21 protein-coding genes are annotated in these 19,967 nt (G+C 36.1%); 20 read left to right on the forward strand and 1 reads right to left on the reverse strand.

Features of this window, described 5'->3' with window-relative positions; translation table 11 throughout:
- Positions 1-70 precede the first annotated feature (70 nt).
- The 19 genes from WAK64_RS10285 to WAK64_RS10375 all read left to right on the forward strand — a co-directional run bounded on the left by WAK64_RS10285 (position 71) and on the right by WAK64_RS10375 (position 17,747).
- Positions 71-1,342: an MDR family MFS transporter gene (locus WAK64_RS10285; protein ID WP_336586881.1), complete on the forward strand. Its 1,272-nt coding sequence runs from the start codon at positions 71-73 to the stop codon at positions 1,340-1,342.
- Positions 1,343-1,516: 174 nt separating this feature from the next.
- Positions 1,517-2,713 carry an alanyl-tRNA editing protein gene (locus tag WAK64_RS10290; RefSeq protein WP_336586882.1) on the forward strand — a complete coding sequence of 399 codons (1,197 nt, stop codon included), beginning with the start codon at positions 1,517-1,519 and terminating at the stop codon, positions 2,711-2,713.
- A 571-nt stretch (positions 2,714-3,284) separates the two neighbouring features.
- Positions 3,285-4,040, forward strand: a complete 756-nt coding sequence (locus WAK64_RS10295) for a flagella basal body P-ring formation protein FlgA (RefSeq protein ID WP_336586883.1) — start codon at positions 3,285-3,287, stop codon at positions 4,038-4,040.
- Entirely contained in the window at positions 4,024-5,178 is a 1,155-nt protein-coding gene (locus WAK64_RS10300) for a CpaE/TadZ family protein (RefSeq protein WP_336586884.1), read from the forward strand. The genes WAK64_RS10295 and WAK64_RS10300 overlap by 17 nt, the downstream gene beginning before the upstream one ends.
- Before the next feature lie 12 nt (positions 5,179-5,190).
- On the forward strand, positions 5,191-6,540 hold the full coding sequence (locus tag WAK64_RS10305; protein WP_336586885.1) for a TadA family conjugal transfer-associated ATPase: 1,350 nt from the start codon (positions 5,191-5,193) through the stop codon (positions 6,538-6,540).
- Complete coding sequence (locus WAK64_RS10310) at positions 6,537-7,463, forward strand: type II secretion system F family protein (RefSeq protein ID WP_336586886.1); 927 nt, start codon at positions 6,537-6,539, stop codon at positions 7,461-7,463. Before WAK64_RS10305 ends, WAK64_RS10310 begins: the two co-directional genes overlap by 4 nt.
- A 4-nt stretch (positions 7,464-7,467) precedes the next feature.
- Entirely contained in the window at positions 7,468-8,400 is a 933-nt protein-coding gene (locus WAK64_RS10315) for a type II secretion system F family protein (protein ID WP_336586887.1), read from the forward strand.
- A 28-nt stretch (positions 8,401-8,428) separates the two neighbouring features.
- Positions 8,429-8,641 (forward strand): hypothetical protein, encoded by a 213-nt coding sequence (locus WAK64_RS10320; protein ID WP_336586888.1) that lies wholly within the window; start codon positions 8,429-8,431, stop codon positions 8,639-8,641.
- A gap of 21 nt (positions 8,642-8,662) precedes the next feature.
- On the forward strand, positions 8,663-10,066 hold the full coding sequence (locus WAK64_RS10325; protein ID WP_336586889.1) for a vWA domain-containing protein: 1,404 nt from the start codon (positions 8,663-8,665) through the stop codon (positions 10,064-10,066).
- Between the two features lie 18 nt (positions 10,067-10,084).
- A complete protein-coding gene (locus WAK64_RS10330) occupies positions 10,085-11,509 on the forward strand; it encodes a VWA domain-containing protein (RefSeq protein ID WP_336586890.1) in 1,425 nt (474 codons plus the stop codon).
- A gap of 18 nt (positions 11,510-11,527) precedes the next feature.
- Positions 11,528-13,189, forward strand: coding sequence for an ICP22 family protein (locus WAK64_RS10335; RefSeq protein WP_336586891.1), 1,662 nt, complete (start codon positions 11,528-11,530; stop codon positions 13,187-13,189).
- Between the two features lie 17 nt (positions 13,190-13,206).
- Positions 13,207-13,785 carry a hypothetical protein gene (locus WAK64_RS10340; RefSeq protein WP_336586892.1) on the forward strand — a complete coding sequence of 193 codons (579 nt, stop codon included), beginning with the start codon at positions 13,207-13,209 and terminating at the stop codon, positions 13,783-13,785.
- Between the two features lie 27 nt (positions 13,786-13,812).
- Positions 13,813-14,190: a hypothetical protein gene (locus tag WAK64_RS10345; protein WP_336586893.1), complete on the forward strand. Its 378-nt coding sequence runs from the start codon at positions 13,813-13,815 to the stop codon at positions 14,188-14,190.
- Complete coding sequence (locus WAK64_RS10350) at positions 14,183-14,842, forward strand: hypothetical protein (protein ID WP_336586894.1); 660 nt, start codon at positions 14,183-14,185, stop codon at positions 14,840-14,842. Before WAK64_RS10345 ends, WAK64_RS10350 begins: the two co-directional genes overlap by 8 nt.
- Positions 14,835-15,263: a hypothetical protein gene (locus WAK64_RS10355; protein WP_336586895.1), complete on the forward strand. Its 429-nt coding sequence runs from the start codon at positions 14,835-14,837 to the stop codon at positions 15,261-15,263. The genes WAK64_RS10350 and WAK64_RS10355 overlap by 8 nt, the downstream gene beginning before the upstream one ends.
- 11 nt (positions 15,264-15,274) lie before the next feature.
- A complete protein-coding gene (locus WAK64_RS10360; RefSeq protein ID WP_336586896.1) occupies positions 15,275-15,670 on the forward strand; it encodes a pilus assembly protein in 396 nt (131 codons plus the stop codon).
- A complete protein-coding gene (locus tag WAK64_RS10365; RefSeq protein ID WP_336586897.1) occupies positions 15,667-16,305 on the forward strand; it encodes a pilus assembly protein TadG-related protein in 639 nt (212 codons plus the stop codon). Before WAK64_RS10360 ends, WAK64_RS10365 begins: the two co-directional genes overlap by 4 nt.
- Positions 16,306-16,587: 282 nt before the next feature.
- Positions 16,588-17,157 carry a hypothetical protein gene (locus WAK64_RS10370; protein ID WP_336586898.1) on the forward strand — a complete coding sequence of 190 codons (570 nt, stop codon included), beginning with the start codon at positions 16,588-16,590 and terminating at the stop codon, positions 17,155-17,157.
- A 275-nt stretch (positions 17,158-17,432) separates the two neighbouring features.
- On the forward strand, positions 17,433-17,747 hold the full coding sequence (locus tag WAK64_RS10375) for a DUF3892 domain-containing protein (RefSeq protein WP_336586899.1): 315 nt from the start codon (positions 17,433-17,435) through the stop codon (positions 17,745-17,747).
- 271 nt (positions 17,748-18,018) lie between these two features.
- On the opposite strand, the gene WAK64_RS10380 is transcribed toward WAK64_RS10375, so the two are convergent.
- The gene (locus WAK64_RS10380; RefSeq protein ID WP_336586900.1) at positions 18,019-18,591 is read right to left on the reverse strand and encodes a GNAT family N-acetyltransferase; all 573 of its coding nucleotides are present in this window, start codon (positions 18,589-18,591) and stop codon (positions 18,019-18,021) included.
- Between the two features lie 315 nt (positions 18,592-18,906).
- Between WAK64_RS10380 and WAK64_RS10385 the strand changes: the two genes are divergently transcribed.
- Positions 18,907-19,683 (forward strand): DeoR/GlpR family DNA-binding transcription regulator, encoded by a 777-nt coding sequence (locus WAK64_RS10385; RefSeq protein WP_336586901.1) that lies wholly within the window; start codon positions 18,907-18,909, stop codon positions 19,681-19,683.
- The last annotated feature ends 284 nt before the right edge of the window (positions 19,684-19,967 follow it).

The raw sequence follows: 19,967 nt of genomic DNA on the forward strand, positions 1-19,967 counted from the left end.
TTTTAATATATTATACCCTTTTTACCCCTTTTCTCCTAGCACATAATGGAAGCATAGAGGAGATGATAATATGTTTCAAACCTTACATCCAAATATTAAGATTAGGATCTATACATCATTTTTAAGTAGGGTGGTAGGTTCAGCTGTTTTCCCATTTATGGCTATTTATTTTACGAAAGAAATGAATGCTTCGGTTGCAGGGCTCCTTATGCTCATCCAAGTTGTCGTTCAGTTTATAACTGGATTATATGGAGGATTCCTGGCAGATATTATAGGTAGAAAAAAGTTAATGGTAACAGGAGAAATCATAAAGGTCGGGGCATTTATAGGTATGCTTGCTGTAAATTCACCGGTATTTACTTCTCCATGGATTACGTTTATGATGATGCTTTTAATTGGGATATCAGCAGGGATGGTCAATCCTGCAGCAGAAGCTATGCTAATTGATGTCAGCACGAAAGAAACAAGGGCATTCATGTACTCAGTCAATTATTGGGCCGTAAACTTGTCCATAATGATTGGACTAATCATTGGAGGGTGGTTCTTTGAACATCATTTTTTTGAATTAATAGGTGTATTACTACTTATGGCTGTTGTGACTCTTTGGATGACGTCCGCCTTTATCATCGATACGTATAAAGTCAAAAAAGATAAAGAGGAAATGACTTATGGAATCAAGCCGTTGATCATGAGCTACGGCTTAGTCATGAAGGATTGGCCATTTATTGCTTTTACTCTCGGTGGGATTTCTATACTATCCATTGAATTTCAGCGGAATAATTTTATTTCTGTAAGACTCGAGAACGAAATTATCCCTCAGACGATTCAACTGTTTAACATTTTCTCCTTCACTATTGACGGAATTAAGTTACTGAGTTTACTGACAGTGGTGAATACAGTGATGATCGTTCTATTCACGGCAGCAGCGACTAAATGGATAAAAGGAAAGCAGGAGAAGTCCATCATGTATATTGGGTTTATCCTATTTGGGCTAGGCTATTTTATTATGGCGTTCAGTAATCATATTCTTACTCTGTTCCTCTCTGTTGTCATCTTATCAATCGGTGAGTTGCTTTATGTACCGACTAGGCAGTCGCTCTTAGCAGATATTGTCGATGATAGTAAAAGGGGAGCCTATATGGCCATGAACGGATTGGTGTTTCAAGTAGGGAAAATGATTGGTGCTCTCGGATTGATTGTCGGCAACATCATTGGGGGAATGGCAATGGGACTCGGCTATTTGCTGTTAGTGATGTTAGGTATCCTCTTTTCCCATATAGCCCTGAAAGGTTCACGGATAGAAGAATCCTTCATTAAAGTTAAAGCTGAGGTGGGGAAATAGGACAGAAATTTGTAGAAATAAGAGTGAAGAGTCTAACTACGCTAGGACTAAGGTATCACCCATTTAATCAACTGATTGATTACCTATTATTCTAGATAAGGGCTAAGATGGTTCTCCCCATTCCTCTTATGATAAAGTATGAATAGACAGCAAAGTTCAGAAAGAGGGAAGAATATGACGATAAAGCGATATTACCAAGATGCCTACATGAACGTATTTCAAACGGAAATCCAGAATCAACAACAGGATGAAAACGGTGCTTGGTATGTGGTATTAGAGGAAACAGCGTTCTATCCAACGGGAGGAGGACAGCCTCATGATACGGGCACATTGCATAACAGGAACGTAATTAATGTAGAAGAAGTGAATGGTGAAATCCGTCATTATATTGAAGAACCGATTGAAGATATTTCAACGGTTGTTGAAGGACGAGTGAATTGGGACCGTCGTTTCGACCATATGCAGCAGCATGCCGGTCAGCATATTTTATCTGCTGCATTTATAGAAGCACTTTCATACGAGACGATCAGCTTCCATCTAGGGAAAGAGATATTAACGATTGATCTAGACGTAAGTAATATTACAGAAACAGATGCTCTTAAAGCAGAAGCATTAGCCAACCAAGTGATTCAAGAGGGGAGGCTAATTGAGACGAAATGGATAACAGAAGCAGAATTGTCTGACTATCCACTCAGAAAGCAACCCTCTGTTACGGGTGAAATTCGACTCGTCCTCATACCTGACTTTGATTACAATGGGTGTGGTGGAACCCATCCCCGCTCTACAAGTGAAGTTGGGGCAATTAAGATTCTTGATTGGGAGAAGCATAAAGGGCATATTCGCTTGCAGTTTGTGTGCGGAAATCGGGTACTCAAACAGTTACACCAAAAGCATGGACTTTTAAAAGAGTTAACGGGCATGTTGCAGGCGCCGGAAGAAAGCATGGTACTGACCATTGAACGTTTACAAGCGAAACAAAAAGAACAAGAGAAGGCTATTGAAGAATTGAAAGAAGGTTTATTAATCTATGAGGCAGAAGAGCTATTGAAAGAGGCGAAGGCTCACGAAGGGCGAACGTTTATTAAGGCATCTTTCGTAGACCGTCCAATCAGAGAGCTCCAAAAGATCGCTCAGCATATCACATCTAGGAGAAATGAAACCGTCGTATTATTGGTTGTGCAAAATGATGAGAAACTTCAATTTGTAGCAGCAAAGGGGTCATCACCTCGTGTCAACTTAAGGACGGTCGCTCAAAACGTTTTCCCATTGATTAACGGGAGGGGCGGCGGAAAAGAATCATTTGTTCAAGGTGGAGGAGAGGCATTAATCAGCAAGGAAGAGCTACTGGAATCATTAACAAATCAAATATAAAGGAGAGGAAAGAGGCACCCAGTATAAAGGGGTGCCTCTTTCGTTACATTCGTGTATATCACGGATTAGTCATTTGTTAAATCGATTCGAAATACCTAATAACGTTCACCATGGTACTATTCGAGTTGAAAAGTACAACAATAAAAGCTAGGTGATCTGTCGGGAATATGAATATGAGACTTTTGTATTAGATTCAACTACCTGTAATTCTCAAAATATAACTAAGAAATATAGTTTAATAGTACCAGGCAAAAATCGCCAATATTTTCATAATATTGACGTCTATAGCAACCGGTGATAAAAATAGAATAGTAAAATTAAAATATTTTACAAATTATAGGTTTCTGAGATTAAATTAGGTATAATAAATTCCATAATATTCAAATTACATACTATCGGATTTGAAAATTATTAATTCATAGATACAGTGTGGAAGGAAAGAAGGCAAAGAGTGGTTCATCCACTTCAGAAAAGATTTTGCCCTAAACGAACCGACTTCAAACTTCTATACCAAACCTTTTGAAAACTTGAAACCAATAATATTTTACTTTGCAATGGAGTGACACTGGGAATGATTGAGTCCAAAAAAAGAGCATTTATATTCTTGTTTTTAGCGTTTCTGTTAGCTTTAAGTGTAGGCTACTTAGTCTACAACAAAGTTAAAGATCTAAATTCTGAATTAGGTGGAATGACGGAGATTTATGTGGCAAAAGGTGATATCCCGTCAAGAACTCCCATTAAGGAAAGTCAAATTGCCGTAATGGAGATACCTAATAAATTCGTTACAGAATCACACATTACAGGGAAACAACAATTGGAGAACAGAGCTTCAGTCGTTCCTCTTAAAGAAGGTGACATCATTACAAAAAACATGATTAAACCTGTTTCTAACTTAAATAATGAAGATAACCGACTTGTAGCGATTTACAGAAATGACAAAGTTCAATTCGATCAAGTCATCGAGGCGCTAGATAGAATTGATATCATCGTTTCATCTGAGGTAGATGGAGAAAGAAAAACAGAGCTGTTTATGAAGGATGTTCCGGTTTCCTATGCTGAAGGAGATGAGAAGAATTTTGCGGGGGTAGCTGTTGAGGTTCCAGAGGAAAAAGCTCCTGAGCTAATACATATGCAAAACTATGCTGAGCATATGAGAATCTTAAAGGCAAATGTCGGTAAAAATGATTTGCCATCAGAAGAACAAGTAGAGTCTAAGCCGGAAGCTGGATCGCAGAAAAACGAACAGCCTGTAGAACAAAAACCTGTTGATGAGAACAAACCAAATGAATCAAATCAAGGAGACGCATCAAATGGAAACGAATCTTGATATTCTACTAGTTAGTGAAGATGACGTAGTTACGAATCAAGTCTTGAACACTCTTGATCAAGAGGATAGTAGCTTGTCTGTCATTTCTGCTGAAGATACAGTAAGAGAAGTCAACAGACAAACAAGAGATATTATCGTTTTTGTACAATCAAATAATGATAATTCAGTCGAACTTATCCAATATATTAAATCAGTTAACCCTTCTACCTATATTATTTTTTTAGCAAGAGATTCAGATTTTACTATACTGCGAAATATCTCAAAAGCGGGTGCGGAAGATTTCTTTGTATTACCTGACGAAATGTCATTATTTCTTAGCAGATTCCCGACGATTAAAAAGAACTATGAAATGAAAAAAAGTAATCGAGAAGAAAGTACGGTGGTCTTTGGGAAGGGTAGAGGTCAAATATACTCCTTTTATAGCGGTAAGGGGGGGAGCGGAAAGTCGATCATTTCCTCAACTTTCGCCCAAACACTGAAACTTGAATCAGCTGCAGAGGTAATTTTAATCGATTTCAATATACAGTATGGTGGCATTGAAACGATGATGTCGATTGAAACGAATCGATCAATAGCGGATTTAACACCGGTTATCGAAGAGTTAAATGAAAGCCATGTTAGGAATGTCTCTCAAACTGAAACACATTCGCAATTAGAGATACTAGTAAGCCCCTGTGATGCAGAAGTAGGGGAAACACTCGATGATCAGTTTATTGCTAAGTTGCTTAGGACATGCAGAAGGTCATTTGATTATGTCATTATCGATTTACCTTCCGATATTAATCATTTAATGGTCACAGCAATGGAAGAATCAGACAAGATATATTATGTTCTATACCCTGAAACTTCGTCACTAAAAGTACTTAAGCATTACGAGGAGTTGTGCACTCGTTTGGGAATAGACCTTCAATCTCGATTGGAAATCGTTCTAAATGAGACTTCCAAAGAAAACGAGCTGCAGGAAGGTGACTTAAAGGATATTCTTAGATTTCCGATTACAGCAGCTATTAGAAGGGATTTAAAAGGATTGCAAACCTTTATTAATAAAGGTGAGCCAGTGAGGAAATCTCCAAATGAAAAGAGATTGATCCCTTTTGCGAAGGATATTAGAAAATTCACTAGGGCAGTTCTAAAATAGGAGGAAAAGAGATTGTCGTCCCTATTTGATAAACGAAAAGAAAAAATAAAGAAGAACAGGCCGACAACGTATGAGTATGAAAATCATTTAGTTGACGACCTTGTAGAACATTATAAAGCAAGGTTGCTTAGAGATACGAATCTTGAAGCACTCACCCAACTGACTCAAGGTGAGATGAGGCTAAAAATCGAACAGCTGGTTTCTCAATTCATGTCAGAGGAAAGAGTGATTATTTCACGACATGATAAAGAGCTATTAATCTCTCGAATTCTCGATGAAGCAGTAGGATTTGGTCCTTTGGAGCCTTTAATCAACGATGAAACGATAACGGAGATCCTCATTAATGGGTATGAAGAAGTCTATGTTGAGAGACTCGGTAAATTAGAGGTTAGTAATATTAAGTTTCGTGATGATGAACACGTGAGACATGTCGTAGATCGAATTGTTGCCCCATTAGGTAGGCGTATTGATGAGAGTTCACCGATGGTAGATGCAAGACTTCCTGATGGGAGTCGTGTAAATGCCGTTATTTCACCTATCAGTTTAAATGGAACGCTTGTTTCTATCAGAAAATTTAGAGCTGACCCTTTTAAAATGGATGATTTATTAAGCTTCAATTCGTTGAACGCTAGCATGGCCCATTTTCTAGAGGCCGTTGTTAAATCAAAACTGAACATACTAATCTCAGGTGGTACGGGCTCCGGAAAAACGACCCTATTAAATGTAATTGCTGCATCTATACCTTATGGTGAAAGGGTTATAACAATAGAAGATTCAGCTGAGCTTAGACTCGATCGTCCAAATGTTGTCGGTATGGAGGCAAGACCCGAGAATGTGGAAGGGCGAGGGGAAGTAACCATACGAAGTTTAGTAAAGAATGCCTTACGTATGAGACCTGATCGCATCATCGTCGGGGAGGTTCGTAGTGGTGAGGCATTTGATATGCTCCAGGCTATGAATACAGGGCATGAAGGATCAATTACGACGGTACATGCCAACTCTCCTGAAGATGCTTTGAGACGTGTAGAAGCAATGGTTGTCATGGCTGGAATGGATCTTCCTTCTAATATCGTCAGGGAATATATTGTAGGAGCATTGGATATTATTATCCAAGCCACGCGATTAACAGACGGAACAAGGAAAATAATCTCTATTTCAGAAGTTATGAAGCATCCTGATGGTCGTCATGAAATGAAGGAAATCTTTACATTTAAAAGAACTGGGATGAAAAAGGATGGTTCCATCGAAGGCTATTATACTGCCACAGGATATGTTCCTAAATGCTTGGAAAGATTAAATGTTTTTGGAAATAACATTTCTGAATCAGCCTTCACCCCTATTTTTGAGGAGGTGAGTACATGATACCTGCTGCCATTGCCACCCTTTCATCTCTTTTATTCATCATTGCCATAAGCTTTTATTTGGATTATCGAAAGGAAAAAAGAGAATGGAAAAAGCAAGTAACCGATTTTTACAGTAATGGTGAAAAACGAAAAAGCTATATCGTACTTTTAGGAGACAAGTTTGACCAAACGGAAACGGCAAAGCCGATTTTTGAGAAACTTAGGGAGTCCAGTATCCCTCTTACTCCATCTGAATATTTTGCTGCCCAGTTTGTTGCTTTTATGGGAATCGTCATTGTACTTATGAATTTTTTCAGCCTTAGCTTTTTAATCAGTATCTTTGTCTCTCTTCTTTTTCTCGAAGGGGGAAGAAGACTCCTTTTCCTACTGAGAAAAAACAAAATGAAACAACGACTGGTTGAACAATTACCTGAAATTTGCCGCCTTCTTGCTAATGCAACGAGATCTGGGATGACGTTAAATCAAGGCGTTCAACTAGTGGCACAGGAAGTAAATGAACCTGCAAAGGGAGAATTCAAACGTTTAGCTCAGGAAATTTCATTGGGAATCGATTTTAATACAGCGATTCGATCGATGGAAAAACGAATTGAGAATCGGGAATTTAAATTATTTGTTGCTACAATTCTCATCCAGAAAAAAGCGGGAGGAAATTTGTTCTCCGTTCTAGATGAAATGGGGCAAACGCTAGAAGAACGAAAGATTTTAACGCAAGAGATAAAAACAATGACAGCAGAGCAACGGTATGTTGCGTATATCGTCCCTGTTATTCCCATTTTCTTGGTTTTAATGATGAACAATATTATAGATGGCTTCCTCGATCCTTTGTTTACGGGACTCGGTATCATTTTGTTATTACTATTCATAGGCGGTACTTTATTAACGTTTATCCTCGTTAAAAAAGTAACCAATATTAAGGTGTGAGGCGATGGATGGATTAATCGTTATATTCCTAGTTTTAACCTTGTTGTTCCTAGGGTTAAGCTTGAGAAGTTTCTATACGTATATCATTTATAAAGATAATCTGAAACAAGAAATAGAAGAAAAAACATATATTTATAACTCTTTTGAAAAGAAGATTACAAGAAAAGAAAAGATGCTCACTAAAATTTTTGAATACGCAGATGATTTTTCTGCGATTGGACAAAGGGTGAATTTCTTCAGTGAAGATCACGATATTCAGAAGTTATTAATTAAAGCGGGGCATCCATATGGACTAACCGTTCAACGTTTTCAAGGATTAAAGATGTTCTTTCTTGTAATCGGCTTAATAGTTGGCGGTCTATGCCTCGTTTTGAGATTACCATTCTCAGAGGTTGCTGTGATTCTTTATCCCTTGGCAGGGTATGGGGCAACTATCCTATGGTTAAATGGGAAAGCAAAAAAACGTCAAGAGGGTTTATCGTTTCAACTGCCAGATTTTCTCGACACCATGAGTGTTACTCTTCAAGCGGGGGTAGGGCTGGATCAAGCCCTAAGGGATATTGTTCCATACTTTGAAGGACCCATTAAGGAAGAGTTTGGCCGTTTCATTCAGGAATTGAGTGTAGGTGTTCCAAGAGATGAAGCATATAACACCTTGTTAGAACGAAATGACAGTAGAGAATTTCAATTACTCATAAAATCACTAATACAAGGTGAAAGATTGGGAGTTCCTATATCTAAAACCTTCAAACTACAAGCCGAAGAAATGCGGAAAATTAAAAAAGAAATGATCAAAGAGAAGGCTGCTAAGGCTTCCCCAAAAGTAACTTTAATTACGACATTTCTAGTTTTGCCATCTGCACTCATCTTAATCGGTGGCTTGATGATTATAAATATGTTTAGTGAAAACCGAAACATTTTACAAATGTTTCAGTAAATAAAACTAACTTTAAGGAGAGAAAAAAATGATGATGAAAAAATTAACAGCACTTTATGTGAAACTAACAAACCCGGTGAAGAACGAAAGAGGAGCTCAATCATTAGAATGGTTGGGGTTAGCTGCATTACTTATTTTAGTGTTAGGGATTGTTTCGACTGCGGTTAGTTCAAGTTCGGGAAGTGTTACAGATATCATTAACAATATCTTCAAAAAGATTTCTAGCATGGTTGGGGAATAATCATTAATTGGGGGCAGAGACATGAAATATTTTAAAACAATACTGCCAATATTGATAGCAAGCTCTTTATTTATCATAGGTTGTAGTAACGAAGAAACAAAAGAAGAACAAAATGCAACAAAACAAACTACTAACAATAGTGAAAAATCTTCTAATAAGGCAATAGAAGAAACTACAGAAGATACGATAGAACAGCCTCAGACAGAAGACTTAGAGGTAAGGCACTTACCAACTACGTATCAAGAATTAGAAGCTCTGCCTGCAGGGAAGGATTCTGAATACATTCCAACGTTAACAAATGAAGACAAAGAAAAGGCAGTGGAACGTTTTAAAGATTTGCCAGATATTAAAGATAACCCTTCTTCCAATGAATTGGATTATTATTATCAAGAGTTATTGGAAAGATTGCAAAGAGATTATAAAGGGCCTGAAAGTTTAATAAAGCAACTTAAATTTCAATCGTTTGGAAATCCTCAGATTGAGGATTCCCGTTATCAATTTAAAGAGAATTTAAATGTCGAAGTGATTCTTGATGCTTCGGGAAGTATGGCGCAAGATGTAGGTGGAAAGACCAAAATGGAAGCTGCCAAAGAAGAAATCATGAACTTCGTGGAAGGATTACCAGAAGGAGCAAATGTAGGATTAAGAGTATATGGGCATAAAGGAAGTAATGCTGACAGTGATAAAAAATTATCCTGCAGTAGCTCCGATATTGTCTATCCAATTGAACCGTTTACTGAATCAAAATTCCAATCTGCACTAAATGGTGTTCAACCGACAGGGTGGACCCCGATAACCCTTGCTCTCAATGAAGCAAAGAAAGATTTAAGTAAATACGATGGAAGAAATAATACGAATATTGTCTACTTAGTTAGTGATGGGATTGAGACATGTGATCAGGACCCTTTAGTAGCAGCTAAAGAACTGTATAACTCGAATGTTAGTCCAATTGTTAATGTCATTGGCTTTAATGTTAATGGGGAGGGGCAACAGCAGCTGAAGGAAATTGCTAAATCCACTGAGGGAATTTATCAAAATGTAGAAGATCAAGCTGAACTAAAATCTGAGCTTGATAAGATCAATGAGATTGCAAAGGCTTGGGATGAATGGAAGGAAAAAGGTGAGCAGTCCATTGATATTAAAGAAACAAAAAATTCTTTAGATATTTTTGGATATATAACAGATGAACAAGTAAAAGTATCAGATGAAAGACTTCAAATAAATCTTCTTATGTATACATTTTACAAGTATGGATATATGGACAATGATTCAAGAATTTACCTCGAAGAAAAAAATAATAAGTATCATAAGTGGATTGATGAAGAAATATCTAAATTTAATCAAGAATTAAAGAGTTTAAACGAGAAAAATTACCAGGAAGCGAAAAAGGCACTAGAAGAGAAATACGAGATTAACACTCAATAAAGTAGTGGTGAAAACCTGATGAATAAAGCGAGCTTTTCCCAAGCATTTAGTGGAAGATTATTAAAAAGAATACTACCAATATTTATAGGGATCTTGTTATTAATAGTAGGTTGCAGTAACGAAGAAACAAAAGAAGAACAAAATGCGACAAAACAAGCTTCTAGCAATAATGAAAAATCTTCTAATGAGTCTACAGAAGAAACGTTAGAAAAGAATCAGACAGAAGACTTAGAGGTAAGACCATTGCCAACTACGTATAAAGAATTAGAAGCTCTACCTGCAGGGAAGGATTCAGAGTATATTCCGACGTTAACAAATGAAGACAAAGAAAGGGCAGTGGAACGTTTTAATGATTTGCCAGATATTAAAGATAATCCTTCTACAAATGAGCTGGATTATTATTATCAAGAGTTATTGGAAAGAGTGCAACAAGATTATGAAGGCCCTGAAAGTTTAATAAAGCAACTTAAATTTCAATCGTTAGGAAATCCTCAAATTGAGGATTCCCGTTATCAATTTAAAGAGAACTTAAATGTCGAAGTGATTCTTGATGCATCTGGAAGTATGGCGCAAGATGTAGGCGGCAAAACCAAAATGGAGGCGGCCAAAGAAGAAATTTTAAAATTTGTAGAAGGGTTACCTGAAGGGGCAAAGGTTGGGCTTAGAGTTTATGGTCATAAAGGGAGCAACGCAGATTCTGCTAAAGAGCTTTCCTGCAAAAGTTCTGAAATTGTCTACCCAATCAATATCTATGAAACTTCTAAATTTCAAACAGCTCTTGACCAAGTAAATCCAACAGGGTGGACCCCTATAACCCTTGCTCTCAATGAAGCGAAAAAAGATTTAAGTAAATACGATGGAAAAAATAATACGAATATTGTCTATTTAGTTAGTGATGGAATTGAGACATGTGATCAGGACCCTTTAGTAGCAGCTAAAGAACTATATAACTCGAATGTTAGTCCAATTATTAATGTCATTGGGTTTAATGTGAATGCAGAAGGACAACAGCAGTTAAAGGAAATTGCTGAATCCACTGAGGGAATCTATCAAAATGTAAAGGATCAAACTGAACTGAAATCTGAGCTAGATAAAATCAATGAGATTGCAAAGGCTTGGGATGAATGGAAGGAAAAAGGTGAGCAGTCCATTGATATTAAAGAAACAAAAAATTCTTTAGATATTTTTGGATATATAACAGATGAACAAGTAAAAGTGACAGATGAAAGACTTCAAATAAATCTTCTTATGTATACATTTTACGAGCATGGATATATGGACAATGAATCAAGAATTTACCTCGAAGAAAAAAATAATAAGTATCATAAGTGGATTGATGAAGAAATATCTAAATTTAATCAAGAGTTAAAGAGTTTAAATGAGAAAAATTACGAAGAAGCGAAAAAGGCATTAGAAGAGAAATACGAGATTAACACTCAATAATGTTGGGGTGAAAACTTAATGAACTTAACGAGACTTTTTAGTCTAATTTTAACCTGTACGATATTGTTTTGGAACGTGTTTCCTGTGGTAAGTATGGCTGGTTCGTTTATCACCCCAGGTAAGGCGATCACCCCAGGTAAGGCGATCACCCCAGGAAGTCCGATAAGCGGAGGGGAATTCTTGGTACCTGGTGACGTTCTTCAACCAGGGGAAGCAATTAAACCAGGAGAATCGTATAATGACGGTGAAACAATAAATTCGGGAAAGCCAATCTTGGAGAATTTTCCGTTAACGAACGGCACTTTTATTATTCCGAATGCTCCACCAGCGCTTCCGGACTTTTCATTTAATGGTGAAAGCTTCACCCCAGGAGAGCCAATCGGGCCTGGCTCTACGTCTGGCTCAGGTAATGCTGTCCAAGGAGGAGATCCGAATGGAGGCGGAACAGCCCTTCAAGGAGGAGATCCGAATGGAGGCGGAACAGCCCTTCAAGGAGGAGATCCGAATGGAGGCGGAACAGCCCTTCAAGGAGGAGATCCGAATGGAAGTGGTGATGCCCTTCAAGGGGGAGATGCGAATGGAAACGGAACTGTCCTTCAAGGAGGAGATCCGAATGGAAGCGGTGATGCCCTTCAAGGAGGAGACCCAGATGGGAGCGGAACAGCCCTGCAGGGAGGGGCTTCGAATGGAAACGGTGATGCCCTAAGAGGAGGTAATGGAGCAAGTGGTGAAGGTGTCATAACAGAAGGCGGTAGTACTAGCAGCGGAGACCAAAATCCTTCATTATTAAATCTATTTGTAAGTAGTACAGATAGTGAGAGAGGATTGATGGGCAATCTTATTGGAGGCCTCAAAGATTACAAAAGGTATGTACTTGGCTTTGGAGACAAAATAGCACAAGCTGGTGCATCTTACTATGCTGGATTCCAATTTAAAGATTTAGGTAATGGGAAGTATTCCGTTTATGGAAAAAACAAACTTAACAATAAAATTGCTGATTGGTTTTACACAAGATATAAAACTTTTAAATCTGACGGAAAAGACGCATATTTTCATAAAAATGCCCGTCGTATTGGAAAAGATAGATTTAATGATTTCTTAAAAAGTAAATCATTAGCCAGTACGTCGGGATTTTGGAGTAATGTTCGAACTACTACAATGAATTCGTTTAAAGAATCATGGTCTCCATTTTCCAAAAGCTTCTGGAAAGGTAGCAATATTAAAAAACTTGGCGGACCTGCAAACGTTGCACTAACATCCTTTAATTCCATATATGATTATGGATTTAGTGACGATGCTTCAAAACGAGAAAAGGGACTAGCTAGTACAGATTTTGCAGCTTCCTTAACTACAGATGTTGCGATTGGTGTAGGATCTACAGCAATTGGTAGCGTGGCATCCAGTATGGCTGTTGGTGCTTTAGCAGGGTCTACAGTTCCAGTAGTGGGTACTATTATAGGAGCCGGTGTTGGTTTAGGAGCAGGTCTCTTTACTACCTACCTAATAAATGGAACTAGCATTGGAAGGCGCTTCAAAGCAGGAACCACTAAATTGGTTAAAAAAGTATATGATCGAGGAATTAACTTAGCTAAGTCTGGATATAAATGGACAAAGAAAAAAGGGTCGAAATTGTTGTCTGATGGTTTAGCCGCTCTTCGCAATCCTTTCCTCCGTCTGTAAAGGAGTAGGTGGTATAATTGACTGGAAAAATAGTTACCTTTAAGGAAAGTAGAATTATTCAAACAACCTTTTTATTAATATTAATGGGCTTTTTAACAAGTTTTGTTCCTGAAGAAAACTGGATGTTATTAACATTCAATATGATATTAGCTTTAATTGGAGGTTTGATTTTCACCATGCTATGGCGACGCAATCGCCGTCATAGTGTGAGATATTTTTCATTACTTTCCTATGTTATGATTGTCACTTTATCATTTTATTTTGCAATACCTTTATTTAGAGTATTTGCAGGTACATTTATTTTTTGGTTAGGGCTATTATTAATTATCGTAATGTCAATCTTTCCTTATATTTATTCTGAAAAAATAGCTATAGGCGTCCAGAATCCATCAAAAACGGGACTTGGAAAGGTTTATTTACTATTCAGCTCTCTTATTATCGGGTTCGGTACGATTTTATTCTTTAATGCGAACCTATCATCCAATCCGGATGCATTCACAGTTGCGATATTCAGTTTTATGTTAGCACTATTGTTTCTTTTTATAGCACCAATTCTTCTAATTACACCTCAGCGAATGGATGAATTAAAAGAATGAGAAAGCATGCACAAAATGGAGGTAGACATGTTTAATTTCAAAGGTCTAATTCAATCAGTAGGCATCGTATTATTAATTACGATTCTATTTTCATTTTTTATTGGCTTTTTTAATATAGGCTCAATCCCAATCATAATCCTTGTACAGTTTTTTATTACTAATGCATTAATAGGATTGTTAGCACCATTCAAAAACATTCAAACACCATATACAGCGGCCTTTTTGGGGAGTATTACATTAACTGTAATAAATTATGTAGTCGCTTATTTTATTTTTAATATTTATGTATTAGCTAATCCTGCTCAGATTAGTAATAATTTATTATTGAGTACTTCGGTTGCGTTGATTACTGCCTTATTCTCTAAGGAATTCATAATTGGAAAGTTGAGAAAAGATTATGTTTAGAGAAACCTTAAGTATTTACAATAGAAACTTATTAATGATATTGCTTGTTGGGTTGACAATTGTATTTCCTGTATCATTTTTTTGTTTTCAAGCAATGATATATATTTTGACAGAAATGAATATGGAAAATTCATATATTTACGCAGCTTTTTTAATCATTATCAATTTCACCTTGCTATACCCACCTTTTGTCAGAATCACAATGCAAGATTTGTATGATGAAGAATCGCTGTCTATTACAGAACTAGTAAAAATCTTTGTGAATGAATTTGGATTAATCGTTATGTTTACGAGCGGCTTCTATTTAATAGCGGTATGGGGGCTAGGGTTAGCATTTATTCCAACGATAATATGCTTGGTTTCACTTGTAGTTTTCCCATTATTTGTTGATCAAAAGAAAGTTTCAGGTGTATTTAGAAAGCTAGGAAGAGTATTGTTAGCTGAAAATATTTTTATTCTAATTGATTTACTTTTAATAGTGAGTATTAATCTACTTGTGTGGGCAGGTATTTCATTTTTGTTAAATTCATTTGACAATAATCATTATGTGTTCGTGTTTTCTAGAGCGCTCATTAATATAGCGGTATTTCCTCTAATGTATATTTATCTCACAATTAAGTATAAGAGTGAAAGGGGAGACTTCTATGGATAAACCTGTTGGAAGTTTACCATTGAAGAAAACGAACGTATTTCTTGTTGTGTTATTTACAATTATTACAGCAGGTATTTATTTATCATTTTGGTTTTTGAGAAGACGAAAAGCTTTTCGTGAAAGTACAATTAATTCTTATATTCCCTTTAAATGGTGGACTGTATTTGCAGTGTACTTGATTCTCTCGTTTCTCATTAATTTAATTGGAGGAGTATTTCTTACGCCTTACGGAGAGACTGTCATTGAATCAATTAATCTTATATTAACGTACTATTTTATTGGTTTGTTATATTACTCTATATTTAGAGTGAAAGATGTAATTGAGTATCATTATAGTGAAACAGATATTAAATCAGTTTGGTTGGTTTTATTTCACGTATGGTATCTACAATTCAAAATTAATCGACTAGAAGAAAATTAGGAGAGGTTAAAATGAGGAAGTTCTTAAAAAAAATAAAAAACGAAAAAGGTGCTCTCACATTTGAATTTTTAGGAATTCTCCCTTTCTTCTTTATGTTCTTTCTTCTCCTATGGCAAGTTGTAGCGTCAGGGTATGCTATCTATACAGTAAAAACTGCAGTGAACGAAGGAGCTAAATCATATTCAGCAACTAAGGACGTTTTAGAGGCTGAGAACACTGTTAAAAAGGCGATTGGTACAAGTAACGTTATTACGTATGATGAAATGTCAATTATTCCTGATGTGAACGGGAAGTTTGAACTAATCGTTAAAGTAGAGCACCCCCTCGTCTTTATCCCTAAGCAATGGAAAGATGAGACTGCTTTAACATTTGACCAATCAGTAGTGGGTCAGGTATTGGTGGAATGAGAAAGTATGTAGATAACGAAAAAGGAAATTCAATTTTCTTTATTCTTTGGTTGTTTGGAATCGTGGCTATTGTGTTTCTTATTGTGGCGAATATTGCAAAGATCTACGTGGTTCAATCTCAGGCAAATAGTGCTGTAGAGCAAGCAGCGTTTGCGGCTACTTCCGTATTAATAGAAGAAACTACAAAAACAATTGAAGAATTTGATTGGGATGACATTTCGATGCAACAGAAAGAATTAGATGGTGGTAAAACCATTAACGAGCAAATTGAAGAGAAACAGCAGGAATACGTTGCCTCGGGAAAAGACTCTGATATTTCCTACCTGCAAGCTTTAAATGATGTATTACCAGGTGAAATAGACGATCACCCTGAACTGAAAGATTCTTTTAAAGCTAATTTTTCTGGGGTTAATAGTGAAATAATGAATGCAGCTCAATCTATCCTTAGTGCTAACGATGCTAACCCTGAAGATATCGAGATTAACTTATCTACAAGCAAATGGAGAATAGAAGTTAAAGCAACGGTAACCTACGAAAGCATAGCGGACAAAAAACTGATTGAAGTGTTTCAGAGCAAAATTCCTCAAAAGGGATATGGACCTAAACTGAAATATCTTGAAGAAGTATATGAATAATTAGATGAGAAGAAAACCTTGGAAAGAAAAATTTCAAGGTTTTTGCTTTTCTAATAAGAGAATTTCGCACTATCTAATAGTAAATATATAGAAATTATAGGAAAAATTATTCTCATAAGAGAGTTAGAAGAAAAATAGTATGGGGAAATGCTTTGCTACCTTTCTTGTGCTAGTTCGAAAAACAGGATATAAAAAAGCATCCAATTTTATAGGCAATTAGAAAAATAAGAAATAAAGTCAGTGAACTAGGAGCTAAATTGAAATCGGGAAGGAGTGATATTTTTGGATGAGAAGAACAATCTTTCTTTCAAAGAAAGCAGGATTCTACATGTAACGGCTTCTATTTTAATTGTTACATTTTTATGTAGTGCTGTTCCAGAATGGTATACTCCTCAATTTATAATGAATGGCGTTGTGTCCATCATATTAATCATTATTATTGTATTAGCATGGAGACTAGTTGAACTTAAAGCAAGATACTTTTCAATTCAAAGCTATTGTTTGTTATTTAGTCTTTCTTTTTTGTTTGCTCAGCCAATAATTAAATATTTTTGGCAAGCGGGGAATTCTTCATGGATTTTCTTATTAGGAATTTGGATAGCGGGGTTTGTCATTACAACCTTCTTAAAGGAGAATCTTTTTCAAGCCTTTTCAAAAACCTTTGAGAATAGGTTCAGCGTGGCCTTTCATATAGTCGTCTTTATTTGTATAACGGTTGGTCCGCTACTGATTATTCTCGGGAATGCAAATGATTTTAATCAGAACATTTCATATGGATTAGTGCTATATTTATTTTCTGCTCTATTACAAATTATGCTCCCTGAGTTTCTGAAGCACCCAAAAGATATTTAACCCATTTCTAGGTCATTAACTTAAATGAATGGTCTAGAACTTTATATAGAAGTAGTAGGTTATTGGTGCTAATTTTAAGTACTTGGATAGCACATGCAACCTCACCCATTTCTTCGAAAAAAAGCCAGTCCGTATGAATATGTCTAACATAGAGGAGACCTACATTCATTTTATTCAACCTTCCAAGTCAATATATCAAGTTAAGCAGAAAAGTGGAAAATTCATAAGTGGGCCACCAATTGCAAATACTAAACGTATGTTCAGGAGGTGATTTTATGGGTGAAAGAGGGTTTGAAGAAATTTATGAAGAGTATAAACAACAAGGAATGTCTCAAGCTAAGGCAGAAATGGCAGAAGAGATTCCATCAGAGGCAGAGAAAATCGTAGCCGTTCGTCGAAATGCGGAAGACGATTTAATTGCATTTAAGACTGAAAGTGGGCGTGAACTGGATTATATTACTGCTCTTGAGGAAGCGAAGGCAGGTAATTTAAGAAATATTGATGTCATTCATCGTTATGGAAGGGATATTATTCGAAGTGAACCAGACGGCTTGAAAGAAAATAACCTAAGTGAGCTGCCTTCCTTTTAATTAGAAAATCGATCTTAAAAGCTGAAAAAGGCTTTAAGATCGATTTTTTTGGTAGAGGTTGTTTATTCAAAAAGATTGTTGCTTTTCGAACGTGTTTTAGAAGCCTGAATAATGTGTGTTCACATGCTCCTTTCGAATTCAAGCTTAAAAAAGGATAAATAAACAATCGAAACCCAAAGTTCCGGTATTCTTTGGTTAGAAGCAACAAAGGATGCGAAAAGAGCTTTCTATACAACCTTCCCTTGTTGATAAAAACGAAATACCGATAAAGCTAACGATTATCATTTCTTAAATTAATGGCCATATCATGAGTGCTTTTCTTCCAAATCATGTGATCACGTCCCTCGCCCCAGTAGTCCTTCAGTAAGTAATCAGGCTTGCCAAATTTCTTCATCCATACTTTCTGTGCATTTTTATATCCGCTATCCAAACAAAATTCTTTGATGTCCCTATTCTGAAAGGTAAGAAATAGTTCGTTTATTAGTAAAGTGCCAATCCCACGTTTTTGATAGTCTGGATGTATAAATATAGTTCCTACCTCATACAACTCTTTCAACGCTCTACCAGTGCAGCTAATAATCAGCTCACTAGCTGGACCGCAGGCAATTGTACCGATAATTTTATGACTATTTTTATCTATAGCAATTAGAAAATAGCGATTTTCCCCATTGCTATCAAGGTCACATTTTAAGTATTGTTTCTTATTTTCAATTTCATTTTCTATAAAATCATGCATCTCCGATAAACCTTCTTTTGCAAAGGTATCTTTAATGACTGTACTAAAAAATTGATTTAGTTCTATACTGTCCTCACTTCGTGGCCTTCTTATCTCAATATTCTGCACCGAAAATCACTCCTCAACTATCCCATTCTATTTAGTAACAATTATTTCAAAATTGTATAATGAACTCAACTCTTTCATTTCGGAAAAAAAGAAGCATTTCTTTTCTTATAGACAAGAACCTTTATCAATTTGGCTCATATATGCAAAATATCTTTAGATAAATATATAAAGGGATTAGGGTGCTTTCCTACACCACTAACACTCAAGTAAGAATCTCTTATTGCTAAGAACTATTCTGCTATTTCAAATCTGGATTACTTATTTTATTGTTGGTATAATCAGTGAATACTAACGAATAGAAATGGAGCAATTTTTATGATGGGAGAAGAAAGAAGAGAAAAAATTATAGAATTATTGAAAAATGATGGACGAGTGATTGTTAAAGAATTGGCTGAAATTTTTGATGTGTCATTAGATTCAATTAGACGTGATTTAACAATACTTGAACAACAAAATAAATTAAAGAAAACATATGGCGGTGCCATACCATCTTTAAAAGTACGAACATCTCCTAAGCCTGAAAGTGAAAGATATAAAGACCCTTCTCCTAGCTTAGACGCAATTTCTAAAACTGCTGCTGAGTGTTTCATAAAAGAAAACGATACCATTTTTATAGGGGCAGCTGGAATACAATTCGGGATGATAAAACATCTCCCTACCAATATTAAACTGACGGTAATCACCAATTCTATCGTAATTGCAAATAAATTAAAGGACTTTGAAAATATAGATACCTTGCTCATAGGAGGTATCATAAACTCTTCTGGAAGCATAACCGATACAATTTCTATCGACTTCATTAAAAATTTTGTTATTGATGTTTGCTTTGTAACCGGTGGAGGTATTTCAAAGCGGGGAATTACAACTGCCTCTCCTCAAGGAGCTAGTTTTACAAGAACAATTTGTCAGATTTCTCGAGAAAGAGTTTGTTTAGCTCCTAGTTATAAAATAGGAGTAGATATGTTTGCTCACGCAGCCCCATTAGAACTTATTGATTCTATAATTCTCGATCCTGAAGCTCCAAGTGAGTTTATAAATTATGTTAACAATTCGAATATTAATATAAAGATTGCTCATGTAGATTCACTATAGTGCTGCTATAGTCCAACCTACTTATAATGGTTTTTAAAAAACAAAGGTTCTTCCTGGAACAGTTAGTCCAGGAAGAACTCATTAACCTCGTAATGTGAGCCTTTTCGTCTAGAATCATTTTCCCCCAAGAAAAATCTACTACATAATCTCCCTTAGTTATTGGGTATGCTCTACCACTACCTTCCTATTCCTTCACTCAATTTCTACTGCTGAATTAATTACCTTAATTGCTTCCTTGATTCCCAATAGTTCAAAACCAGTCCATTGATTTTATGCATAATTTC

The sequence above is a fragment of the Bacillus spongiae genome (assembly GCF_037120725.1).
GTDB lineage: Bacteria > Bacillota > Bacilli > Bacillales > Bacillaceae_K > Bacillus_CI > Bacillus_CI spongiae.

Bases quoted from the DNA above. Each gene is read 5' to 3' on its own strand.
- WAK64_RS10285 (WP_336586881.1), top strand. From the start codon at position 71: ATGTTTCAAACCTTACATCCAAATATTAAGATTAGGATCTATACATCA.
- WAK64_RS10290 (WP_336586882.1), top strand. From the start codon at position 1,517: ATGACGATAAAGCGATATTACCAAGATGCCTACATGAACGTATTTCAA.
- WAK64_RS10295 (WP_336586883.1), top strand. From the start codon at position 3,285: ATGATTGAGTCCAAAAAAAGAGCATTTATATTCTTGTTTTTAGCGTTT.
- WAK64_RS10300 (WP_336586884.1), top strand. From the start codon at position 4,024: ATGGAAACGAATCTTGATATTCTACTAGTTAGTGAAGATGACGTAGTT.
- WAK64_RS10310 (WP_336586886.1), top strand. From the start codon at position 6,537: ATGATACCTGCTGCCATTGCCACCCTTTCATCTCTTTTATTCATCATT.
- WAK64_RS10315 (WP_336586887.1), top strand. From the start codon at position 7,468: ATGGATGGATTAATCGTTATATTCCTAGTTTTAACCTTGTTGTTCCTA.
- WAK64_RS10320 (WP_336586888.1), top strand. From the start codon at position 8,429: ATGATGATGAAAAAATTAACAGCACTTTATGTGAAACTAACAAACCCG.
- WAK64_RS10325 (WP_336586889.1), top strand. From the start codon at position 8,663: ATGAAATATTTTAAAACAATACTGCCAATATTGATAGCAAGCTCTTTA.
- WAK64_RS10330 (WP_336586890.1), top strand. From the start codon at position 10,085: ATGAATAAAGCGAGCTTTTCCCAAGCATTTAGTGGAAGATTATTAAAA.
- WAK64_RS10335 (WP_336586891.1), top strand. From the start codon at position 11,528: ATGAACTTAACGAGACTTTTTAGTCTAATTTTAACCTGTACGATATTG.
- WAK64_RS10345 (WP_336586893.1), top strand. From the start codon at position 13,813: ATGTTTAATTTCAAAGGTCTAATTCAATCAGTAGGCATCGTATTATTA.
- WAK64_RS10350 (WP_336586894.1), top strand. From the start codon at position 14,183: ATGTTTAGAGAAACCTTAAGTATTTACAATAGAAACTTATTAATGATA.
- WAK64_RS10355 (WP_336586895.1), top strand. From the start codon at position 14,835: ATGGATAAACCTGTTGGAAGTTTACCATTGAAGAAAACGAACGTATTT.
- WAK64_RS10360 (WP_336586896.1), top strand. From the start codon at position 15,275: ATGAGGAAGTTCTTAAAAAAAATAAAAAACGAAAAAGGTGCTCTCACA.
- WAK64_RS10365 (WP_336586897.1), top strand. From the start codon at position 15,667: ATGAGAAAGTATGTAGATAACGAAAAAGGAAATTCAATTTTCTTTATT.
- WAK64_RS10375 (WP_336586899.1), top strand. From the start codon at position 17,433: ATGGGTGAAAGAGGGTTTGAAGAAATTTATGAAGAGTATAAACAACAA.
- WAK64_RS10385 (WP_336586901.1), top strand. From the start codon at position 18,907: ATGATGGGAGAAGAAAGAAGAGAAAAAATTATAGAATTATTGAAAAAT.